Consider the following 20,100-nt stretch of genomic DNA (forward strand, 5'->3'; position numbering starts at 1 on the left):
TTGATTTTTATACGTTTATTAAATAATTATTTTAATTTTGTGCATTGAAGCAAATAAAAAACAGCACTAGTATATAAAAACATGAAACAGTCAATTCTATTGGTTGATGATAAGCCGGAGATAGCAAAGATTATAATGCTTTATTTATCTTCTCTATATGACGTCACATATAGAGAAAATCCGATTAAAGCTATAGCCTGGCTTAATGAAGGAAATATTCCTGACGGAGTGATATCCGATTTGAATATGCCCGAAATGAGTGGAGAAGAATTCTTATGTTATCTAAAGGCGAATGCTCTTTTTAATCACATTCCGGTATTGATTCTGTCAAGCGTTGAAAGTAGCGCGAACAGAATACGTCTTTTTGAAGAAGGGGCAGAAGATTTTATTCTGAAACCTTTTAATCCTGAAGAATTAAGGGTTCGGGTAAAAAGACTTTTGAGATAAATAACTAAACGCTAGGGTAAATAACAACATTTTGTATGGAATATATCTTTTGGGGACATAATATTCCTCTTGCCGCTCACTTACGTGAAACTTTGCAATGCAAAATCATCGAATGTATCACCTTCCAGCAGATAAAATCTTGTCTATCCAGTATTGAATACATCGATTTTTGTGTTTTTATGGAGAGGTCCGATATGGCAACAGATATACCCACTATCGCTCAACTGCATAAATTATATCCTACCTTATACATTATTTTAATCAGTGAAACGTTAAGTAAGGAAGAGAAAATTCCTTATCTGAGAGCTGGCACTGATTGCATGATATCAAAGAACACCTCCAAGGATGATTTGCAGAAATTATTTTCTGTTATTATTGATTTTAAAGAAAAGGAAAAAGCCAGAAAAGATAATCAGATATCATCTTTGACAGAATTCAGACTCCCTTTATGGAAGCGAACATTCGATATCCTGGCTTCGGGGTCCGCTATTCTTTGCTTATCCCCGATACTTATCCTGACAGCATTAGCTATTCGTACCGAAAGTAATGGAAAGATTGTATATAAATCGAAACGTGTAGGCAGCAATTATAAGATTTTTGACTTTTACAAGTTCCGTTCCATGTATTCGGATGCAGACAAACGGCTGGCTGAATATCAGCAATTAAATCAGTATACAAAAAATATAGCCGAAGAAGAGTTTAAAGACTCTTCTTCGGCTGCTGAGATATCTCAGCGATCCTGTTCCAGCGAACAGAAACAAGAACAGGAACAGGATATACTTTTATTTTCGGACAACCTAAGTACTTCCGAAAATAACTACCTAAAAACTAAACGAACCGAACGTTCTAATGCCTTCTTCAAACTGGAAAACGACCCACGAATCACTCGCGTCGGTCATTTCATTCGAAAATATAGTATTGATGAACTTCCGCAATTATTCAACATCCTAAAAGGTGATATGTCTGTTGTAGGAAACCGTCCTCTCCCCCTTTACGAAGCCGAATTGCTTACAAGCGACGAATATGTGCAACGTTTCATGGGTCCTGCCGGACTGACCGGACTCTGGCAAGTTGAAAAACGGGGTGGTGCAGGAAAAATGTCTGCCGAAGAGCGGAAACAACTGGATATCAAGTACGCGAAAGAGTTTTCTTTCGGTATGGATATGAGGATCATTATTAAAACGTTCACAGCGTTTATCCAAAAGGAGGATGTATAAATATCTGATGAAAAATATTCTCATTATATTGTTACTGATAAATACGTCTTACTGTTTCTGTCAAAAAAAGAAAAGCAACTATTTTGACAAAGCTACAACAGTAGAAGTAACAGCCATGGTCAATGCAGATTCTATACAGGCCATGTTAGACGACTATGAACGGGTTCAACTTCCTCCTCTTTCTGTTTTCTTACAATCTGTTTACGATCATCCTTCAATAAAGATATATGAAGCCAAACGGGAAGAAGCTAATGCTGAAATGAAAGTGTCAAGGAGAGAATGGCTAAACTATTTCAGGATATACGGACAATACCAATACGGAAGAATCGTGCAATTATCATCAACAGAAACAGTTGATGATCCTTTACTTATGACAAGTCTAGGAAGTAATAAAAGCACTTATAGCGCAGGACTATCCATATCAATACCTTTCGGCGATTTGGCCAGCCGCAAGCAAAAGATAAGAGCCAAGAAAGCACATTTCCGCCAACTGGATTACGAATATGAGATGTCAATAGAAGAACGAAAATTAAAAATATTGGAAGCTTATAATAATGTATTACAATCTTTAGCTACCCTGAAAGCTAAATCAGATGCTGCTGCATTATATAATGCCCAAATGAAAATATCCGAACAAGACTTCATTAACGGAAAAATTGGTATCGGAGAACTCTCTATAGAGAAAGGAAGACGTACTAATGCAATCATCCTTTATCAGGAAGGACGAACAGCTTTACATAATGCTGTCACTCTACTAGAGATGCTCACAAATGTAAAGATCATAAACAGATAACTTATGGATATCACACTCTATATATCCCGTTTTCTACATCGCATTCGCTATCAACTAATATTAGGAACGTTAGTTGTCACAGCGTTAGTTGCATACTTTACACAGTTCATGCAAAAAAAATATACCGTGAGTACATCTATCTATACTGGCATTACATCCAATACCGGATTAGAGAGTGAAAGTAAACCGGATTGGATGAGTGTAAACAATACTTTCGATAATCTAGTAAATCTGACTAAGTCAAAAGGAACTTTAGAAACCGTATCAATGAAATTATTAGCATTGAATCTTATTAATGGAGATCCCAATATAGATAATAAATATATTACAGCCAAAAACTATCAGAACCTGGTTAGTTTTGTTCCTAAAGAAGTCCTGAATTTAATTGATAAAGATTCTTTTAAGAAAACGATAATTAATCTTGAGAAATACAAACAAAGTGATACGCATAATTTCTTGTATAAGCTATTTAACGGATTCACTCCTTATTATAGTTATAATGCATTATCCCAAATCATTGTAAAACGCCTGGGGAATAGCGACTTGATTGATATTGCTTACACATCTACGGACCCTGGTATCACATTAACAACTGTGAAACTCCTTAGTGAAGAGTTACGCTTTTCATATAATCAATTAAAATATAAAACTGCTGACGACATCGTAAAATATTACGAAGCCGAGCAAAAGAGATTACGAAGTCAATTAAACAATCTCGAAAACGAACTTACGGATTACAATATCAAGAATAGCGTAATAAATTATCAGGAACAAACAAAAGCTATTGCCGGTTCATTTTCAGATTTTGAGAATCGCTATGAAGAAGTAATTCGCAGAATCAATAGTTCTTCACAATTACTTGAAGGCCTTGAACAATACATGCGAGTTCGCGTCAAGTTAGTACAAGCTAACGACGAGTTTATCAAAGCCTTAGAAGAAATATCTAAAATAAATGGAAAAATAACGGAAATAGAAATATTTACAACGGAAGATACTCAAAATGACGATCCAGAATTATTGAAATACAAAAATGATTTAAAGAATGCAGAGAAAAAAGTAGCAACACTGACAGAACAAATCAATAATTATAAAGAAAGTAAGGAAGGTATTTCTATTGATGGATTAGTCAATGAGTGGTTGGCACAAACCATTATCAACATCAAAGCAAAAGCTGAATTGAAGATATTAGACCAAAGGAAAAAAGAATTCACTGAACAATATAAGACATATTCTCCTGTAGGAACCCAGATAAACAGACAAGAGCGTGAAATACATGTGACAGAAGAAGCTTATTTGCAGGTGTTACATGCCCTGAATATGGCAAAAATGAAACAAAAGAATTTGCAATTAACTACTGCAACATTGAACACAATATCAGAACCGACATTCCCTCTTTTCAGTGATAAAAGCAAACGAATGTTGTTAATCATAGCTGCGTTTGCCGGTAGTATAATATTCATTATCGGTCTGAATTTAATCGTAGAATTATTAGACAGAACTCTACGAGATGCAGAACGTGCCCGCAGACTTACTAAAATGAATGTTTTAGGTGCTTTCACGGGTAACCAGCAATTAAAATACAGAGGATTTATAAAAGCTTGTAACAGAATATCTGCAGCCTATACGCATAATCGATTTATTCAACACATGAAAAAAGGAAAAACCTTTCATATTAATATACTAAGTATAGAAAGAAAAGAAGGGAAAAGTTTTGTTTGCCAATATTTATTAGAATATTGGAAAGAAATCGGATTCAATGTCAAATATCTGGTAGCGGGAATAGATTTCCCAATTGATGCAACATATCTATCTTCAGGAGAAATAAGTTCCTACATAGAAGACTATGATCAAATGGATATTCTCCTATTGGAATATCCTTCTATTAAAGATAATAGTCTGCCGATTTGTCTATTAAATAAAGCAGATGTAAACCTTTTAATAGCTAATGCCCATAGAGTATGGAAGAATAGTGATGAAGAATTTGTGAAATATCTAATGGACATGGCTCAAGACAAGCCGTTATTCCTTTATTTAAATAATGCAAGCCGTGAAGCTGTAGAAGATTTTACAGGTCAATTGCCTCCGGAAACTTCTATACGTTCATTTTCCAATCGTATTATATATATGGGATTAACCGCAAGAAACTCTGCTATAAAGGAATAAGTATGAATAACAGTAATTACATACCAGTTGAAACTCGTTCAATAAAGCTTCTCTATCTTATTATATTGATAGGGCTGGTTGGTATTCTCATGGCTTTATTATCCATGAATATGGTACTTTTTGCAGGAATTACAGCACTTCCACTAATATGTATCGCAGGAATCCTAATCTTAAGATATCCTCAGTTAATGTTATTCATAATCTTTACTATCAATTATTTCATTTTGGGGATCACCCGTTATATGCCTATAGAAGGAATAAGTATAATCATGGATATTTTATATGTACTTACCCTTGTACTTATTTTTGTGCATAGTGCACTCTATCATAATATAGAATGGAAAAGAAGCTTCCACATTCTAAGTGCATTATCAGCATTATGGGCCTTCTATTGCATTTTGGAAGTGATGAATCCAAGTGCAGTATTTGAAGGGTGGATTTTATCTAGAGGGTTAATCATTAACGGACTAATTATAACAATCCTTACCTCACTACTATGTACCAGATACAAAACATTGAAAGTTCTTTTATTTACATTTTCATTATTCACTATATTGGCCATATTAAAAACCTTTATGCAAAAATATTTTGGTTTTGATACCTATGAAACCCGATGGCTCAACAATGGAGGTGCAACGACCCATATAATTCATTCCGGTATACGTTATTTCTCCTTCTTCACAGATGCGAGTAACATGGGATCCAATATGGGAGGTGCTGGTATTATTTTTGGTATAACATCTTTGTATATGAAAAATAAAACTTTCAAGATTTATTACGCAAGCGTAGCTATTGCTTCTTTGTATACAATGATGCTTTCCGGTACTCGAGGGGCAATAATTGTACCACTGGCCGGATTAGCACTTTATACCGTAGTAAGCAAACAGACTCGGTCTATTTTAATTGGAACAGCTTCTTTAGTTCTGATTTACGTGTTCTTCGCTTTTACAATGATCGGTCAAAGTAATGCGACTATCAGAAGAATGAGAACAGCATTTACACCAAGTAAAGATGCTTCATATATTGTCCGTAAAGAAAACCAGAAAAGATTAAAAGAATATTTAAAATACAAACCATTCGGAGAAGGATTAGGATTATCTGGTGATGGTTTGGGTGTGAAAGTATCCAGACGTTTTACAACATCTATTCCTACTGATTCTTGGTATGTCAAGATATGGGTTGAAACAGGAATCATTGGTTTAATATTATATTTAGGTATGGTTTTTATTACCATAGCTCGTGGAACATGGATTTTAATGTTTAATATATATGATCCCGAACTAAAAGGGATACTGACAGGATGGCTATGTGCTATATTCGGTATGTTTTTAAGTGCATATGGAAATTCATTTTGGGGACAATTCCCCACGATGGTTATAGTATTCATGGGTATGAGTTTCATTTTAAACGGAAAATATTTTGATAAGGAACTCAGTGATAAAATCAAAAATTATTCATAAACCGACTAGTTGATAATAAAACATGATAGAACTATTATTTAGCTTAAAAAATAACTGGATAGATCAACAGGAGTATTTATTTCTGCTTATAGATGCAACAGGAGTATTTATTTCTGCTTATAGATGCTGTTTTGTTTTTACTTTTCCTTATAGCAGTCTTATATCTATTCATTTTTGCAGCCTATTCTAAAAAAAAGGCTGTCTATTCTTATCCTAAAGCAAATAAGAAACACAGATATGTCATATTGTTCCCAGCCTATATGGAAGATGATGTGATTGTCGATTCTGTACAATCGTTTTTCAAGCAGGATTATCCAAGAGAGTTATATGATGTGATCGTGATATCTGATCAAATGCGAGAAGATACAATCGCCAGATTGGAGGGAACAACAGCAATGGTGACCCAAATATCTGATCCGAGAAGTACTAAGATCTATGCATTACAAAAAGCGATCGAATACATAGAAGACAACAAATTATCTTATGATATGGTAGTTGTACTCGATGCGGATAATGTAGTAAATCCTCATTTCCTGGATAAAATAAACGATGCCTTCTATTCCGGATGCTTGGCAATACAAACACATAGAGTTGCTAAGAACCGGGATACAAACACGGCTGTATTAGACGCTGTCAGTGAAGAAATTAATAACTCTATTTTTAGAAAAGGACATACACGCCTTGGATTTTCTTCCGGTTTAAGTGGGTCAGGAATGGCTTTCGAATATGATCTATTCAAAAAGATGATCCAGGATATTGATGAAATAGGCGAAGACAAACACATGGAACGCAAATTACTTTTACAAAATATATATATTGAATATCTGGAAGATGTCTATACCTATGATGAAAAAGTAAGAGATAAAAAAGAATTTTACAACCAACGACGCCGTTGGTTAGCGACTCAATTCAATAATCTGTTTTCAGGGATCTCTCAATTACCCGGAGCGATGTTGAGCGGGAAATGGGATTATTGTGATAAGCTATTCCAATGGATGATACCCCCCCGTATTTTGTTGTTAGGATTCGTTATCCTTATCGCTTGTTTTTTAACTATTATAAATATATTTCTATCAATTAAATGGTGGGGATTATTACTTTTCATTGGTATAACCTTCAGTTTAGCAGTTCCCAATTATCTGGTTGATAAGCAGTTTAAAAAGGCAATCATCAGTTTGCCAATTCTGTTTTTTCTTATGTTTCTAAACCTTTTCCGGTTAAGAGGAGGAAGCAAAAAATTTATCCATACTAAACACTCTGTAAAATATGAAAATAGCCATTGAAGCTCAACGTATATTCCGTTCTAATAAACATGGAATGGACTTCGTTGCTTTAGAAAGCATACGGGAATTACAAAAAATAGATAAAGAGAATGAGTATTATATTTTTGTAAGTCCGGGAGATGATCGCTGTCTGGAGGAGACTCCCAATATGCATATCATAGAAGTCAACTGTCCTACATATCCACTTTGGGAGCAGATTGCCTTACCTCGTGCCGTAGCAAGATAAAAGCAGATTTACTACATTGTACAAGTAACACAGCTCCTATTTATTGCCCGGTACCCTTGATACTGACACTACATGATATTATATTTTTAGAACCGCGGCAAAGCGGAAATAAATCGTGGTATCAAAATATGGGATGGTATTATCGTCGCTGGATCGTTCCTCGCATTCTCCCCCAATGCAAAAAGATCATCACAGTCTCCAATTTTGAATGTAACCGTATTAAAAAGGCATTACATCTTTGTGAGAATCAGATAACGGCAATATACAATGGCTATAATCAGCATTTCCATCCAATACCTGATGTAGCATCTGTTACAGAAAAATATATAGCAGGTCAAGAGTATCTTTTCTTTTTAGGAAATACTGATCCTAAAAAAATGTGCCACGCACATTAAAGGCTTATAGTATCTACTTAAAGAAGTCAGAGAAAAAACGTCCTCTACTGATTGCCGACTTAAAAGAAGACAAGCTAGATATTATACTTAAAGAACAAGGAATAGAAGAGATCAAACCTTATCTCTCCTATCCGGGATACATTCCCAACAAGGATTTGGCTTATTTATATAATGGAGCATATGCTTTTCTATATACATCACTCCGGGAAAGTTTTGGTATCCCTATGCTTGAAGCAATGGCTTGCGGCACACCTGTAATTGCGGGAAATACTTCTGCCATGCCGGAAATTGCAGGTGAAAAAGGAATACTGGCAGATCCATTCAATGAAGAAGATATTGCAAATAAATTACTCTTATTAGAGAATGATCATCAATATTATGTCGGACAAGTCGATTACGGATTACAACGAGTAAATAAATTCTCCTGGAAGAGTACAGCTTTATCTTTATTAAAAATCTATCGGAATATATAGGATAAAATTATGAATAGTAGTCTTAAAAAAAAAATAAAACAAAATGAGACACTAAAACATTTCATTTTGTTTTTAATATCATCTCCTAAAAATCCGAGGCCCAGACTTTGGGTTAAATGGTTTGTGAATCCTTTTTTGCATAAAAAAGGAAAAGGGGCTGTTATCAGAAGAAATCGGTCAAGAATAGATGTGTTTCCCTGGAATCAATTTGTTGTTGGTACAGATTCTTTAGTAGAAGACTTTACTACCATAAATAATGGTGCAGGAGATGTTATTATTGGAAATAATGCCAGAATAGGCATAGGATCTGTAGTTATCGGTCCGGCAAAGCTAGGGGATAAAGTTGGCTTGGGACAACATGTATTCATCTCAGGTTTTAACCACGGATATGAAGACGGTACTTGCGACTCCAATGAACAGCCTCTTGTAAAAAAAGAAGTTGTGATTGATAATGATTCGCATATAGGAGCAAACTCAGTCGTTGTAGCCGGAGTGCATATTGGAAAAAGGTGTCAAATCGGTGCAGGAAGTGTTGTTACCAAAGACATACCGGATTTCTGTATTGCTGTGGGAAACCCTGCAAAAATCATAAAAAGATATGATCCAAATATACAAAAGTGGATCAAAATATAACATGAATCCAATGTCAAACTCTATGGTTAGCATTATAATACCAGTATATAACACTGAAGAGTTCGTGGAAGAGGCCGTCAGGTCTATCATGAATCAAACCCTACAGGATATAGAAATCATTATTATAAATGATGGTTCTACAGATAACTCTTTATCCATAATCCGAAAATTAGCAAATGAAGATGACCGAATACAGATCTATAGCAGAGAAAATAAAGGTTTGTCCGCTACTCGTAATCAAGGAATTTATTTAGCTAAAGGGAAATATCTATATTTCATGGATAGCGATGACTATCTTGAACCTGACGCTTTGGAGTCATGTTTTCTCAAATGTGAGAAAAATGCTTTAGATTTTATTTTTTTCGATGCCAATATTCTTAACAAGGAGGCAGATTTCGATATCAACATTAATTATCAACGTAAAGATTGTACTAATCCTGATATATTGTATGATGGCATACAATTATTTACGCTCTTAATTGAAAACAGTAAATATACTCCGTCTGCTTGCTTAAATTTTATAAATACTAAGTTTCTGAAAGAAATAAATCTTCTTTTTCTTCCCGGCATTATCCATGAAGATCAGTTATTCAGTACTCTATTATATTTACAGTCAAATCGAGTGATGTGTATACACAAAGATTTTTTTAAGAGAAGACTTCGCTGTGACTCCATTATGACACGTAAATTCTCTTTAAAAAACATAGATAGTTATTTTATCATTACAGATAGATTATTTACTTATGCCTCTGAACATACAGAAACACGGTATATAGTTGATAAACATTTGTCTAAAATGTTGAATGCAGCCGTATGGTTATCTTACAAAATGCCTTTTAAAGATCGCTTATACATAGCAAGACGCTGTATCAAAGACTACAAAAGGTATGTCTCCGGAAAAAACATCCTTATTTTACTGTTTAAATCATTCTTAAAAAAATAGATTACATGTCTTCCACAAAGAAAGAACTTCTATCCGGTGTTTTTTATACGGCAATAGCTAAATATTCAGGAATAATAATATCCTTAGTAATAGCCGGGATACTAGCTCGTCTCATTGAGCCGGAAGATTTTGGCGTAGTAGCAATTGCAACAGTTATTATTTCTTTTTTTGGTATATTCAGCGATCTTGGAATAGCACCGGCAATCATACAAAATAAAGAATTATCCGAAAATGATCTCAGCAATATCTTTTCCTTTACCCTTTGGTTGGGTATTGGTATCTCTATGATTTTTTTCTTATGCTCATGGCCAATCTCCCATTTTTACGAAAGCGATACGTTATTAAGCATCTGTCAACTACTGTCACTGAACTTATTCTTCGCCTCTGCCAACATCGTACCAAATGCATTGTTATTCAAAGGAAAAGAATTTAAATTCATAGCATATCGTAGTTTAACAATTCAAATTGCCGGAGGAAGTTTAGCCATAACTGCCGCTTTTATGGGAGCCGGACTATATGCATTAATCATTAATCCTATATTGTCCAGTATATTACTATTTCTCATATCTTTTCAGAAAAAACCACAGAAGTTATCCGGTACATGGGGGATTCAATCCATGAAAAAAATTCTTAGCTTCTCTACTTATCAATTTATGTTCAATGTAATCAATTATTTCAGTCGGAATTTAGATAAATTGCTGATAGGAAAATATATGAATATGGTTTCATTAGGATATTATGAAAAATCATACCGTCTCATGATGTTGCCTCTTCAGAATATCACACATGTCATATCCCCGGTTATGCATCCTATATTCGCAGACTTTCAAAACGATTTGTCCAGGCTTTCAGATTCATATAATAAAGTAGTTCGTTTCCTGGCTTTTATTGGATTCCCCTTATCTGTGTTATTATGGTTTTGCTCTCGGGAAATAATCCTGATTATCTTTGGTGAACAATGGATGCCTTCTGTTCCTGTCTTTCAAATACTATCTATATCAGTCGGTATACAAGTAATCCTTTCTACCTCCGGATCCATTTTTCAAGCAGCAAATGATACTAAAAGTTTATTTATTTGTGGGGTATTCTCTACTCTGCTCAATATCATAGGAATATTAACCGGAATATTTTTTTTCAAGACATTAGAAGCTGTAGCATGGTGTATATCCCTTACATTTACAATAAACTTTGTACAATGTTATATCTGGATGTACAAAATCACCTTTAAACAAGATCTTCAGACATTTTGGAAGCAATTCGTCTCTCCCATTTTGCTTACAGGAATATTAATTGTTTGCATATTACCTATATATTATGTGTCGGACAAATATCCTATATACATCAGTCTATTATTAAAAGGCTGCATATCCGCAATAGTCTATGTAGCATACTTACAAATAAAAGGAGAATATGATATTATCAATCTGATTAAATCTAAAATTAAAAGATGAAAGCCCTATTCCTCGTATATCATGGTTTCAGTGAAACAAATGGTATCAGTAAAAAAATACATTATCAGGTAGATGCATTAAAGGCCTGTGGTTTAGATGTACAAACCTGTTATCTGAGCGAGTCCGATGGAAACAAATACAGGATGATCGATAATGCCATTTTATGTGATTATGGACGGGGAATAAAAGGAAAACTACTAAAACGGATTGAGTTCAATTCAATCGCAGATTATGCAATTAATGAAGGTATTCGTTTCGTATATATCCGTTCAGATCATAATGCCAACCCGTTTACGATCAAAATGGTAAAAAAAATGCGTAAAGCGGACATTCGTGTTGTTATGGAAATTCCGACTTACCCCTATGATAATGAGACACCCTCTTCCGAAAGAAAACTACAACGATTTCTGGATAAGTATTTCAGGAATAGTCTAGCCAAACAATTATGCCGGATTGTTACATTTTCTGATTATAAAAGTATTTTTGGTACTTCCACAATCCAGATATCCAATGGAGTCGATTTTAACAAAATAAAATTGAAACAAAAAACAAATGACACTTCTCACGAACTCCATTTGATTGGAGTCGCAGAGATACATTACTGGCATGGATTCGACCGTCTTGTACAAGGCCTGGTTAATTATTATAAGAAAACCCCCGATTACAAAGTGTTTTTCCACCTAGTCGGTAATTTTTTTGGGGAAAGAGAGAAAAATGATATTTTACCACTGATTGAAACAAATCATCTGGAGCCTTATATCATTCTACATGGGGCAAAACATGGTGAAGAATTAGATCAGCTTTTTGAACAATCAGATATGGCCATTGGTAGTCTGGCGCGCCATCGTAGTGGTATAACCAATATAAAAACACTTAAGAACCGGGAATATGCGGCTCGCGGCTTATCTTTCATCTATTCGGAACAAGACAGTGACTTTGAGGACAAGCCTTACATCTTAAAGGTCCCGGCAGACGAAAGTCCTATTGAAGTAAATAAAATAATAGAGTTTTACAAAAAGTTAAATCCTATCCCTTTGGAAATAAGAAGCTCTATTCTTTCACTTTCATGGGAAGCACAAATGAATAAAGTTATAAAAGCGATAGAAGAATAAATAACTAAAAAATAAAAGCTATGGGACATCGTACACCAATAGATCGTTATGATCTGAATATTAAAAAGAGTGATTATGTATTAGAAGTAGGTAGCGGGCATAATCCCAGCTATCGGGCGAATGTAATTGTTGAGAAATACATCAGCTCGAACTATCACAGAAGTGGAGAGGTAAAGATATTCCCCCACCAGAAATTTATAAATGCGGATGGCGCCAGCATGCCATTCCAGAATAAAGAATTTGATTACATTATATGTAATCAGGTTCTTGAACACACTGATGATCCTATTGGATTTGTAAAAGAGTTACAGCGTGTTGCATCAAAAGGATATCTGGAACTACCTAGTTTAGTTGGAGAGTCCTTGTTTCCTAAATTAGCCCACAAATGGGTTTGTTTGGAAATAGATGGTAAACTAGTACTATTTGAAAAGGACAAATTGCCAAGGATATACCCCGACTAGGGGAGAACTTTTCTCAATTTTCTTCCGTATCAAAGTCTGGCCTTAAGAACTTTCTATTTGTCCTACCATCAGGTCAATACAGTCAGATATGAATGGAATGATACAATTGATATACTAGTCAATCCGCAAGACGAATATTACAGATCCTTTTTTGAAAAGACATGGACTGAAGAGATGCAACATAAAATTTTCCCAATTCGTTCTAAACAACAAGATGTTGCAATATCAATAAAGGTCATTATGCATTTGATAAAAACAATGATAAAAAGGAGGATATTCGTTCACAAACCAATCTCTCTGGCAGAATATAATAATAGTAAATAAAATATTGCATGGACGTAAGTTATTCATAGCAAGCCTTCTGCAAAGTCTCTTATTTGCAGAAGGCTTGCATATATAATACAAGACGCCTCTTTGCTAAAAGTTTTTTGTATCAGAGGCGAAAAAACTTATTGAAAATCAAAGTTTACTAATATTTATCTCTATTTTTGTAAAAAAAGAAATGAATCTTATTTTAAAAATAGATATTCTACTGTTTGTTATCACTGTACTATTCACAGGATACAATCTTTTTTTCACTTTGGCCTCTTTTGTCAAAAGAAAAAAAGGAAAGACAGACCATGTTAAAACACAAAGCATTGTAGTTATCTTTGCTGCCTATAAGGAAGACCGGGTAATAAAAGAATCTGTTGAAAGTTTTATGAAGCAAGATTATCCCCGGGATAAATTTCAGGTAGTAGTGGTCTCTGATCATATGGAGGAGGCAACCAATCTCGCTTTGGGGCAATTGCCAATAACTCTTTTTACTCCTGACTTTCAAGAAAGTATGAAGCATAAATCCATATCTTATGCATTAGATCACTTGGAAGGATTTGACCGGGTTATTATTATGGATGCCGATAATATTACCGACACAGACTTCCTGACCCGCATAAACCAAGCCACACAAACAGTTAAAGTATTGCAGGCCCACAGAACCCGGAAAAATGAAAACACATCCGTTGCCGTGTGGGATGGCATTTCAGAAGAGATAAATAATACTATATTCAGAAAAGGACGTGTGAACGTTGGACTATCATCAGCTTTGATCGGTTCCGGAATGGTTTTTGATTTTGAATGGCTGAAACAACATATGCATGAGTGCAAAACCTTTGCAGAAGACAAAGAACTGGAAGCCATCCTGGCCAGAGACAACATATTCGTAGATTATAGTGATGATATATATGTATATGATGAGAAGACCGCCAGACAAGACATTCTGATCAGACAACGATCAAGATGGTTCCATGCACAGATTCTTGCATTTTCCCTGATAACAAAGGATTTTAATATAAGGAAGATAAATCTGTCATATATTGACAAGGTCATCCAATGGATCCCTTTCCCCAGACCAGTCCGTTTTTTGCTGATATTCTTGATGATACTCTTCTGGTCTGTCGTATCGTTTCCCGTTGCAATTAAATGGTATTGCCTGCTAATCATCAAAATAGGAACATATCTCTTAGCAATACCCCGGAATATGTACACCCGGGACTTTTTCGTCAGCATAACAAAACTACCATCAATGATGATAGCACTGTTACGCAGTTACACGGCCTCGATTTGCCGCGTAAAAAAGAAAGACATGAGTTTCAACAATACACCGCATCATATCACTAAAAAGAATAATCATGAATAAAAAAGTCTCCATAATCACTGTTAATTATAACGGGGTCACAGATACATGTGAAATGATTGAATCATTAAAACGGCATGAAAATTATCCTTACGAACTGATAGTTGTGGATAACGGTTCAGCCAGCCTGAAAGATTACACTTTGTTAAAAGAAAAATATCCTGATGCAAAAGTAATACGAAACGAGATCAATCTCGGATTCGCGGAAGGAAATAACATCGGTGTCAAACAGGCAACCGGTGATTACTTGTTTTTCCTGAATAACGATACGATCATTACCCGCCCTATTCTTGAGATACTGGTAAAACGGCTGGATAGTGATGAAAAAATAGGATGTGTCTCCCCTAAAACGACTTTCTGGCCGCAAAACAATAAACTGCAATATGCAGGAGCCACTCCAATGAGTTACATAACACTCCGTAACGAGTTCATCGGCTACTCACAGGAAGACGACGGAAGGTTTGATGTCCCGCAGGAAACAGCCTTTGCCAATGGAGCAGCCATGATGATCCGGACGGCTGATACTCAAAAGTTCGGTTATATGAGCGAATACTATTTTTTATATTATGAAGAACTGGATTGGTGTACTTTCATGCATAAAGCCGGATTTAGTATCTGGTATGAACCTCAGGCAGTCGTCGGACATAAAGAAAGTGCCAGTGTCGGTCTGCAAAGTCCGCTACAAGTATATTTTCATACCCGCAATCGCTTGATATTTGCCCAAAGAACATTGTCTGACCCATTTGAAAGGAAATGTTCATATCTATATCAGCTTTTTGTTGCTTTACCTAAGCACTTTCTGACTTATTTATGCCAAGGAAAATTCAAGCTGATACTTCCTTTGCTTAAAGGAGGAATAGACGGAATCTCTTTTATCAGATAAATAAATATAAAACCATGCAAGAAGTATTTTACACTGTAATCGAATGGCTATTTTGGATCGGTATCTTTATAGTCTTCTATACCTATCTGGGATACGGTACATTATTATATGTATTAGTAAAAGTAAAAGAACTCTTCAAAAAAACCATAAGCATAGGATTGCCTGAGCCTCTTCCTGAAGTTACTCTCTTCATTGCGGCATACAATGAAGAAGATATCGTTGCATCTAAGATGGAGAACAGTCATGCCCTCGCCTATCCGACTGATAAGCTTAAAATCGTTTGGGTTACAGACGGGTCGAACGACCGTACGAATGAACTCCTGAAACAATACCCGGAAGTAACCGTGCTTTTCCAACCGGAACGAAGAGGTAAAACAGCCGCCCTGAACCGAGGTATACAATACATAACAACGCCCTACGTCATCTTTACGGATGCAAATACCATGCTTAATAAAGAAGCCGTGCATGAAATTATCCGCCAATTCTCCAATCCGGAGGTCGGCTGCGTAGCCGGAGAAAAAAGAGTGGAAACAAACACTGCCCAGGGAGCTACGGCGGGAGAAGGCATTTACTGGAAATACGAATCAGCCTGAAAGCATTAGACTACCGGTTGTATTCGGCAGTCGGAGCAGCAGGAGAATTATTTGCCGTACGGACGGAGTTATTCGAACAAATGCCGTCAGACACCCTTCTTGACGACTTCATTCTTTCATTACGTATTGCACAAAAAGGCTATAAAATAGCCTTTTGTAAAGAAGCCTACGCTACCGAAACCGCTTCCCTCAATATGAAAGAGGAAGAAAAACGCAAAATACGCATTGCTGCCGGAGGATTGCAATCTGTCTGGCGTCTGCGAAACCTGTTCAACATCTTCCGTTATGGTATACTTAGTTTTCAATTTGTGAGCCATCGTGTCTTACGATGGACCATTACACCGGTCATGTTATTTCTTTTAATACCATTAAATATAATATTAGCCTGTTATGGTAAGTTTACTTATATATTTTTACTACTTTTACAAGTTGCATTCTATATAATGGCTTATGCAGGTTATATGATGGAACAGAAAAATGTTCGAAACAAGTTGTTTTTTATCCCCTACTACTTCTCTTTCATGAATATAAATGTGATAAGAGGTTTTTTCTATTTAGCTGGAAATAAAGGGAATGGAGCATGGGAGAAAGCAAAAAGAATTCAATAAAAAAAATAATTCTAAAATGTAACAAGGAAAACGCCTGTAAATTCAAACATTATTAATATTTTTGCGTACGCATAGTGATTGAATATCAAGAAAAGTTTAAATTTGATATGGATAATTTAGCAGCAGGATATACAGTATTGATCGTTGACGATGTACCAACCAACGTCATGTTAGTACAAGCTATATTAAAAAAAGAAGGCTACAGGCTATTAACCTGTGACAGCGGAGCCAAGGCTTTACGTCTGGCACATGACAAGCACCCTAATCTCATACTATTAGATATCATGATGCCGGAGATGGATGGATACGAAGTATTACAGCATCTTAAAAGCAATCCGGACACAAACGATATACCTGTTATTATCATGTCGGCCCTGAGTGATATGCAGAGTATAGTAAAAGGTTACCAGCTCGGAGCAACAGAATATGTGACGAAACCGTTCCAGAGAGAGGAATTGGTTAAGCGCGTAGCCCACCGTTTCGAGTTATTCAGCATTAAACGAATTAAGCAGGAACTGGAAAACACCATAGAATCCCGTGACACCCTTTATTCCGTTATCGCCCATGACCTGCGTTCGCCGCTAGGTTCTCTGAAAATGATGAACAATGCGATCCTTATGATGGTAGATAAGGACCAGGTAAGTCCGGAAGTATTTGAAATGCTCCAGATGATGAACAAGACATCGGAAGAAATCTTCCTGCTGTTGGATAATTTGCTTAAGTGGGCCAAAAACCGTCTGAAGAAACAAAACGTATATAAACAGGAAACTGATATAAACAGCCTGGTTTCAAGCACAGCAGAAATATATATCCCGATGGCAACCCAAAAAGGACTGACTATCCAATTACAGGACATGGACAAAGAATTATCCGGTTTTGTTGATATAGATATGATCAAAACAGTCATCAGGAACCTTATTTCAAATGCTATTAAGTTCAGCTTTGAAGGCGGAACAATTACTATCGGTTCCAAGATAGAAGGAGACCATGTCATTATCAGCGTCAAAGACTCCGGCAAGGGGATAAAGAAAGAAGACCAGGAAAAGCTGTTAAAACAGAATACTCACTTCACGTCCTATGGAACGAATAATGAAAAAGGTTCCGGATTAGGTTTGATGCTGTGCAAAGACTTTGTTGAACAGCATGACGGAAAGCTCTGGTTCGAGTCGGAAGAAGGTAAAGGTTCCACATTCTTCGCATCCCTGAAAGCGTTGAGTAAAGAATAAAAAGAAACTATATAATGAAAAAGGGAAGGTTCGTCACCTTCCCTTTTTCATTATAACCCGATTCAAATCTGAAGCGAACCGCTTATATTCAATATCCGGGATGGTTTCCCCGGAGGAAAGAACAACTAACGAATGATCCGGATATCCCTTTCTGTAAGCCGGATGGGTATGAGGAAACTGATTTTCTACAAACCCATGTAACTGATAAAAATGCAGGCGGGCAGCAGAGACATTATCCGTAACAGGATCTATTTCTAATAATACACGTCCACTTTCCTGCTCTATCAGATTCTTCAGAATCAAACCTCCCAGACCTTTCCCGCGCTCATTCGGATGGATTGCAAAATGTTCCACATACGTATAACTATCGAACCTCCAATAAGCGATAAAGCCCAATAAAAGATCATTGACCGGATCAATATAACAATCCAGATGATACCGGCTGTCTGAAAACGCGTCCAGTTGCTGCTCCACAGTCCGTTGTTCATAGATTGGGAAACTTATATCATATATGTTTCTAAAAGCAGTATACCGCGGATGATCCGTTGCTGTCAATCTTATAATCTCCATCTTGTTTTTGTTTTCTTAAACGGATACAAAGATAAAAACTAATGCTTTCTAACCTTCAAGCAATTGTATTCAAATATAAACATACAACCTTGAAACTGTTTCATAGTAATGAAACAAAAGTTTCTCCCTAATGAAACAAGTGTTCCAATAGGGAGAAACAGATTTTACTTAGTATGTATTTTACCAGAGGTCACTGCATCCGTCGGATACCAATAGCCTTATTATACTGGGCCAATGATGCTTTTTGCTGGTACCAGGTCTGGATCAGGCTGCTATAAGACTGTATCCATGACAACTGGGCAGAAAGGACATCGACGATGGGTAGCTTTCCTTCGTTGTAACTGAATGTATTCAGATCCAGGTTCTCTTCTGCTATCTTACAAGCCTCTTCAGCGACATCGATCTGTTTAGTATTCTCTGTCAGGCTTGTCCATGCATTAGCCACTTCCTGAGTGATCTGGTCGCGGGTATTATCCATTGCATACTCTTTACTGCGCAGCACGGCTTTTTGGGAATTTACTTCCTTGAAACGGGCACCCCAACGGAACAAAGGAATCTTTAAAGAAGCAAATACAGCCGGTGTCCATAAGTTATCGGAGCCTTTTACGTTCAGCATAGGAGTTCCCCATGTGCCCTGAAAACCGACAGACAGGGTCGGATTATATTTTGCTTTTGATAGGTTGATCTGTCTTTTCTGATACTCGATGTTCAGTTTGGAGATCAGGTAGTCCGGCCGGTTTTCCAATGCTGCCGATTCACCGACCTGCATAGGCAACGGTAAAACCATCGTAATAGAGTCTGTGATCGTTATCGGTTCCATTGGAGGAACGCCCATCAGGACATTCAGATTCTGCAATGCAATCTGATAATCCTTATAAGCGGCACTTTTATTCAACTCGGCTTCCTTTAAACGGGCCTGTACCTGCAACAGGTCAGTCTTGCTGATCTGTCCGTCCTGAAAACGGAGAGTCAGCACGTTTGCCAGTTCCTGTACGATATCGACATACTGTGTCATTACACCGTACATGCCTTTACGGGCGGCTACAGACCAATAGTTCATATCTGCGGCATAAACGATGTTATCGGTCGTCAGCTCTTCGGCCTCAGTAGCGATCTGACCCTGGATTTCGGCAGCCTTATAATTGTTGTAAATTTGTCCGCCGGCGTAAATAGGTTGGCTTACTGTGGCACCAAGACTATACGTATTATGGTCCATTTCAATACCGGGTATGCCATCTCCCATTCCCAATTCGTATTTATTTATACGGTATTGATAACTTCCGGAGAAATCCACAGCCGGGAAGAATGCTGTTTTAGCTGCTTTAATAGCATGCTGCATTGCAATCCGTTCTTCCGAACTTTGCTTGATCTGACGGCTGTATTCAAGTACTTTTTCTTTGTATTCGGCTGCCGTAATGGGCTGCACCTGTGCTTTCGCAGACAGGGCACCCAGTAACATACAACCTATTATCAGTTTACTTTTCATAT

Annotated in this window: 14 protein-coding genes and 4 pseudogenes; 16 read left to right on the plus strand and 2 right to left on the minus strand. The window is 36.5% G+C overall.

Going from position 1 to position 20,100, the window contains the following annotated elements; all coding sequences use genetic code 11:
* Window positions 1-81 precede the first annotated feature (81 nt).
* The 16 genes and pseudogenes from DXA15_RS09535 to DXA15_RS09610 all read left to right on the plus strand — a co-directional run bounded on the left by DXA15_RS09535 (window position 82) and on the right by DXA15_RS09610 (window position 18,042).
* Window positions 82-447 (plus strand): PleD family two-component system response regulator, encoded by a 366-nt coding sequence (locus DXA15_RS09535; RefSeq protein ID WP_007656214.1) that lies wholly within the window; start codon window positions 82-84, stop codon window positions 445-447.
* A 35-nt stretch (window positions 448-482) separates the two neighbouring features.
* Entirely contained in the window at window positions 483-1,664 is a 1,182-nt protein-coding gene (locus DXA15_RS09540) for a sugar transferase (protein WP_309296723.1), read from the plus strand.
* 7 nt (window positions 1,665-1,671) lie between these two features.
* Complete coding sequence (locus DXA15_RS09545; protein ID WP_010802898.1) at window positions 1,672-2,457, plus strand: TolC family protein; 786 nt, start codon at window positions 1,672-1,674, stop codon at window positions 2,455-2,457.
* Between the two features lie 3 nt (window positions 2,458-2,460).
* Window positions 2,461-4,620, plus strand: coding sequence for a hypothetical protein (locus tag DXA15_RS09550; RefSeq protein WP_007656208.1), 2,160 nt, complete (start codon window positions 2,461-2,463; stop codon window positions 4,618-4,620).
* A 2-nt stretch (window positions 4,621-4,622) separates the two neighbouring features.
* Complete coding sequence (locus tag DXA15_RS09555; RefSeq protein ID WP_007656206.1) at window positions 4,623-6,080, plus strand: O-antigen ligase; 1,458 nt, start codon at window positions 4,623-4,625, stop codon at window positions 6,078-6,080.
* 22 nt (window positions 6,081-6,102) lie between these two features.
* Window positions 6,103-7,363: pseudogene (locus DXA15_RS09560) on the plus strand (glycosyltransferase family 2 protein).
* Window positions 7,347-8,457 (plus strand): annotated as a pseudogene (locus DXA15_RS09565) (glycosyltransferase family 4 protein). Before DXA15_RS09560 ends, DXA15_RS09565 begins: the two co-directional pseudogenes overlap by 17 nt.
* A gap of 9 nt (window positions 8,458-8,466) precedes the next feature.
* Window positions 8,467-9,090: a DapH/DapD/GlmU-related protein gene (locus tag DXA15_RS09570; protein ID WP_007656198.1), complete on the plus strand. Its 624-nt coding sequence runs from the start codon at window positions 8,467-8,469 to the stop codon at window positions 9,088-9,090.
* On the plus strand, window positions 9,056-10,033 hold the full coding sequence (locus DXA15_RS09575) for a glycosyltransferase (protein ID WP_010802893.1): 978 nt from the start codon (window positions 9,056-9,058) through the stop codon (window positions 10,031-10,033). The genes DXA15_RS09570 and DXA15_RS09575 overlap by 35 nt, the downstream gene beginning before the upstream one ends.
* Window positions 10,034-10,038: 5 nt before the next feature.
* On the plus strand, window positions 10,039-11,484 hold the full coding sequence (locus DXA15_RS09580) for a lipopolysaccharide biosynthesis protein (protein WP_010802892.1): 1,446 nt from the start codon (window positions 10,039-10,041) through the stop codon (window positions 11,482-11,484).
* Window positions 11,481-12,596 (plus strand): glycosyltransferase family 1 protein, encoded by a 1,116-nt coding sequence (locus DXA15_RS09585; RefSeq protein WP_128133890.1) that lies wholly within the window; start codon window positions 11,481-11,483, stop codon window positions 12,594-12,596. Before DXA15_RS09580 ends, DXA15_RS09585 begins: the two co-directional genes overlap by 4 nt.
* A 20-nt stretch (window positions 12,597-12,616) precedes the next feature.
* A pseudogene (locus DXA15_RS09590) lies at window positions 12,617-13,381 on the plus strand (methyltransferase domain-containing protein).
* Between the two features lie 178 nt (window positions 13,382-13,559).
* Complete coding sequence (locus tag DXA15_RS09595) at window positions 13,560-14,735, plus strand: glycosyltransferase family 2 protein (protein ID WP_128133891.1); 1,176 nt, start codon at window positions 13,560-13,562, stop codon at window positions 14,733-14,735.
* Window positions 14,728-15,615, plus strand: coding sequence for a glycosyltransferase family 2 protein (locus tag DXA15_RS09600; protein ID WP_128133892.1), 888 nt, complete (start codon window positions 14,728-14,730; stop codon window positions 15,613-15,615). Before DXA15_RS09595 ends, DXA15_RS09600 begins: the two co-directional genes overlap by 8 nt.
* A gap of 14 nt (window positions 15,616-15,629) precedes the next feature.
* Window positions 15,630-16,816 (plus strand): annotated as a pseudogene (locus DXA15_RS09605) (glycosyltransferase family 2 protein).
* A gap of 107 nt (window positions 16,817-16,923) precedes the next feature.
* The gene (locus DXA15_RS09610; protein WP_128133893.1) at window positions 16,924-18,042 is read left to right on the plus strand and encodes a hybrid sensor histidine kinase/response regulator; all 1,119 of its coding nucleotides are present in this window, start codon (window positions 16,924-16,926) and stop codon (window positions 18,040-18,042) included.
* A 33-nt stretch (window positions 18,043-18,075) separates the two neighbouring features.
* Here the strand turns inward: DXA15_RS09610 and DXA15_RS09615 are convergent, their stop codons facing one another.
* A complete protein-coding gene (locus DXA15_RS09615; protein ID WP_128133894.1) occupies window positions 18,076-18,612 on the minus strand; it encodes a GNAT family N-acetyltransferase in 537 nt (178 codons plus the stop codon).
* A gap of 190 nt (window positions 18,613-18,802) precedes the next feature.
* A complete protein-coding gene (locus DXA15_RS09620) occupies window positions 18,803-20,098 on the minus strand; it encodes a TolC family protein (protein ID WP_122328994.1) in 1,296 nt (431 codons plus the stop codon).
* Window positions 20,099-20,100: the final 2 nt, after the last annotated feature.

The organism is Parabacteroides sp. AM58-2XD (assembly GCF_003463685.1).
GTDB lineage: Bacteria > Bacteroidota > Bacteroidia > Bacteroidales > Tannerellaceae > Parabacteroides > Parabacteroides segnis.

Bases quoted from the DNA above. Each gene is read 5' to 3' on its own strand.
- DXA15_RS09620 (WP_122328994.1), bottom strand. From the start codon at position 20,098: ATGAAAAGTAAACTGATAATAGGTTGTATGTTACTGGGTGCCCTGTCT.
- DXA15_RS09610 (WP_128133893.1), top strand. From the start codon at position 16,924: ATGGATAATTTAGCAGCAGGATATACAGTATTGATCGTTGACGATGTA.
- DXA15_RS09555 (WP_007656206.1), top strand. From the start codon at position 4,623: ATGAATAACAGTAATTACATACCAGTTGAAACTCGTTCAATAAAGCTT.
- DXA15_RS09540 (WP_309296723.1), top strand. From the start codon at position 483: ATGGAATATATCTTTTGGGGACATAATATTCCTCTTGCCGCTCACTTA.
- DXA15_RS09615 (WP_128133894.1), bottom strand. From the start codon at position 18,612: ATGGAGATTATAAGATTGACAGCAACGGATCATCCGCGGTATACTGCT.
- DXA15_RS09580 (WP_010802892.1), top strand. From the start codon at position 10,039: ATGTCTTCCACAAAGAAAGAACTTCTATCCGGTGTTTTTTATACGGCA.
- DXA15_RS09585 (WP_128133890.1), top strand. From the start codon at position 11,481: ATGAAAGCCCTATTCCTCGTATATCATGGTTTCAGTGAAACAAATGGT.
- DXA15_RS09545 (WP_010802898.1), top strand. From the start codon at position 1,672: ATGAAAAATATTCTCATTATATTGTTACTGATAAATACGTCTTACTGT.
- DXA15_RS09600 (WP_128133892.1), top strand. From the start codon at position 14,728: ATGAATAAAAAAGTCTCCATAATCACTGTTAATTATAACGGGGTCACA.
- DXA15_RS09535 (WP_007656214.1), top strand. From the start codon at position 82: ATGAAACAGTCAATTCTATTGGTTGATGATAAGCCGGAGATAGCAAAG.
- DXA15_RS09575 (WP_010802893.1), top strand. From the start codon at position 9,056: ATGATCCAAATATACAAAAGTGGATCAAAATATAACATGAATCCAATG.
- DXA15_RS09595 (WP_128133891.1), top strand. From the start codon at position 13,560: ATGAATCTTATTTTAAAAATAGATATTCTACTGTTTGTTATCACTGTA.
- DXA15_RS09570 (WP_007656198.1), top strand. From the start codon at position 8,467: ATGAATAGTAGTCTTAAAAAAAAAATAAAACAAAATGAGACACTAAAA.
- DXA15_RS09550 (WP_007656208.1), top strand. From the start codon at position 2,461: ATGGATATCACACTCTATATATCCCGTTTTCTACATCGCATTCGCTAT.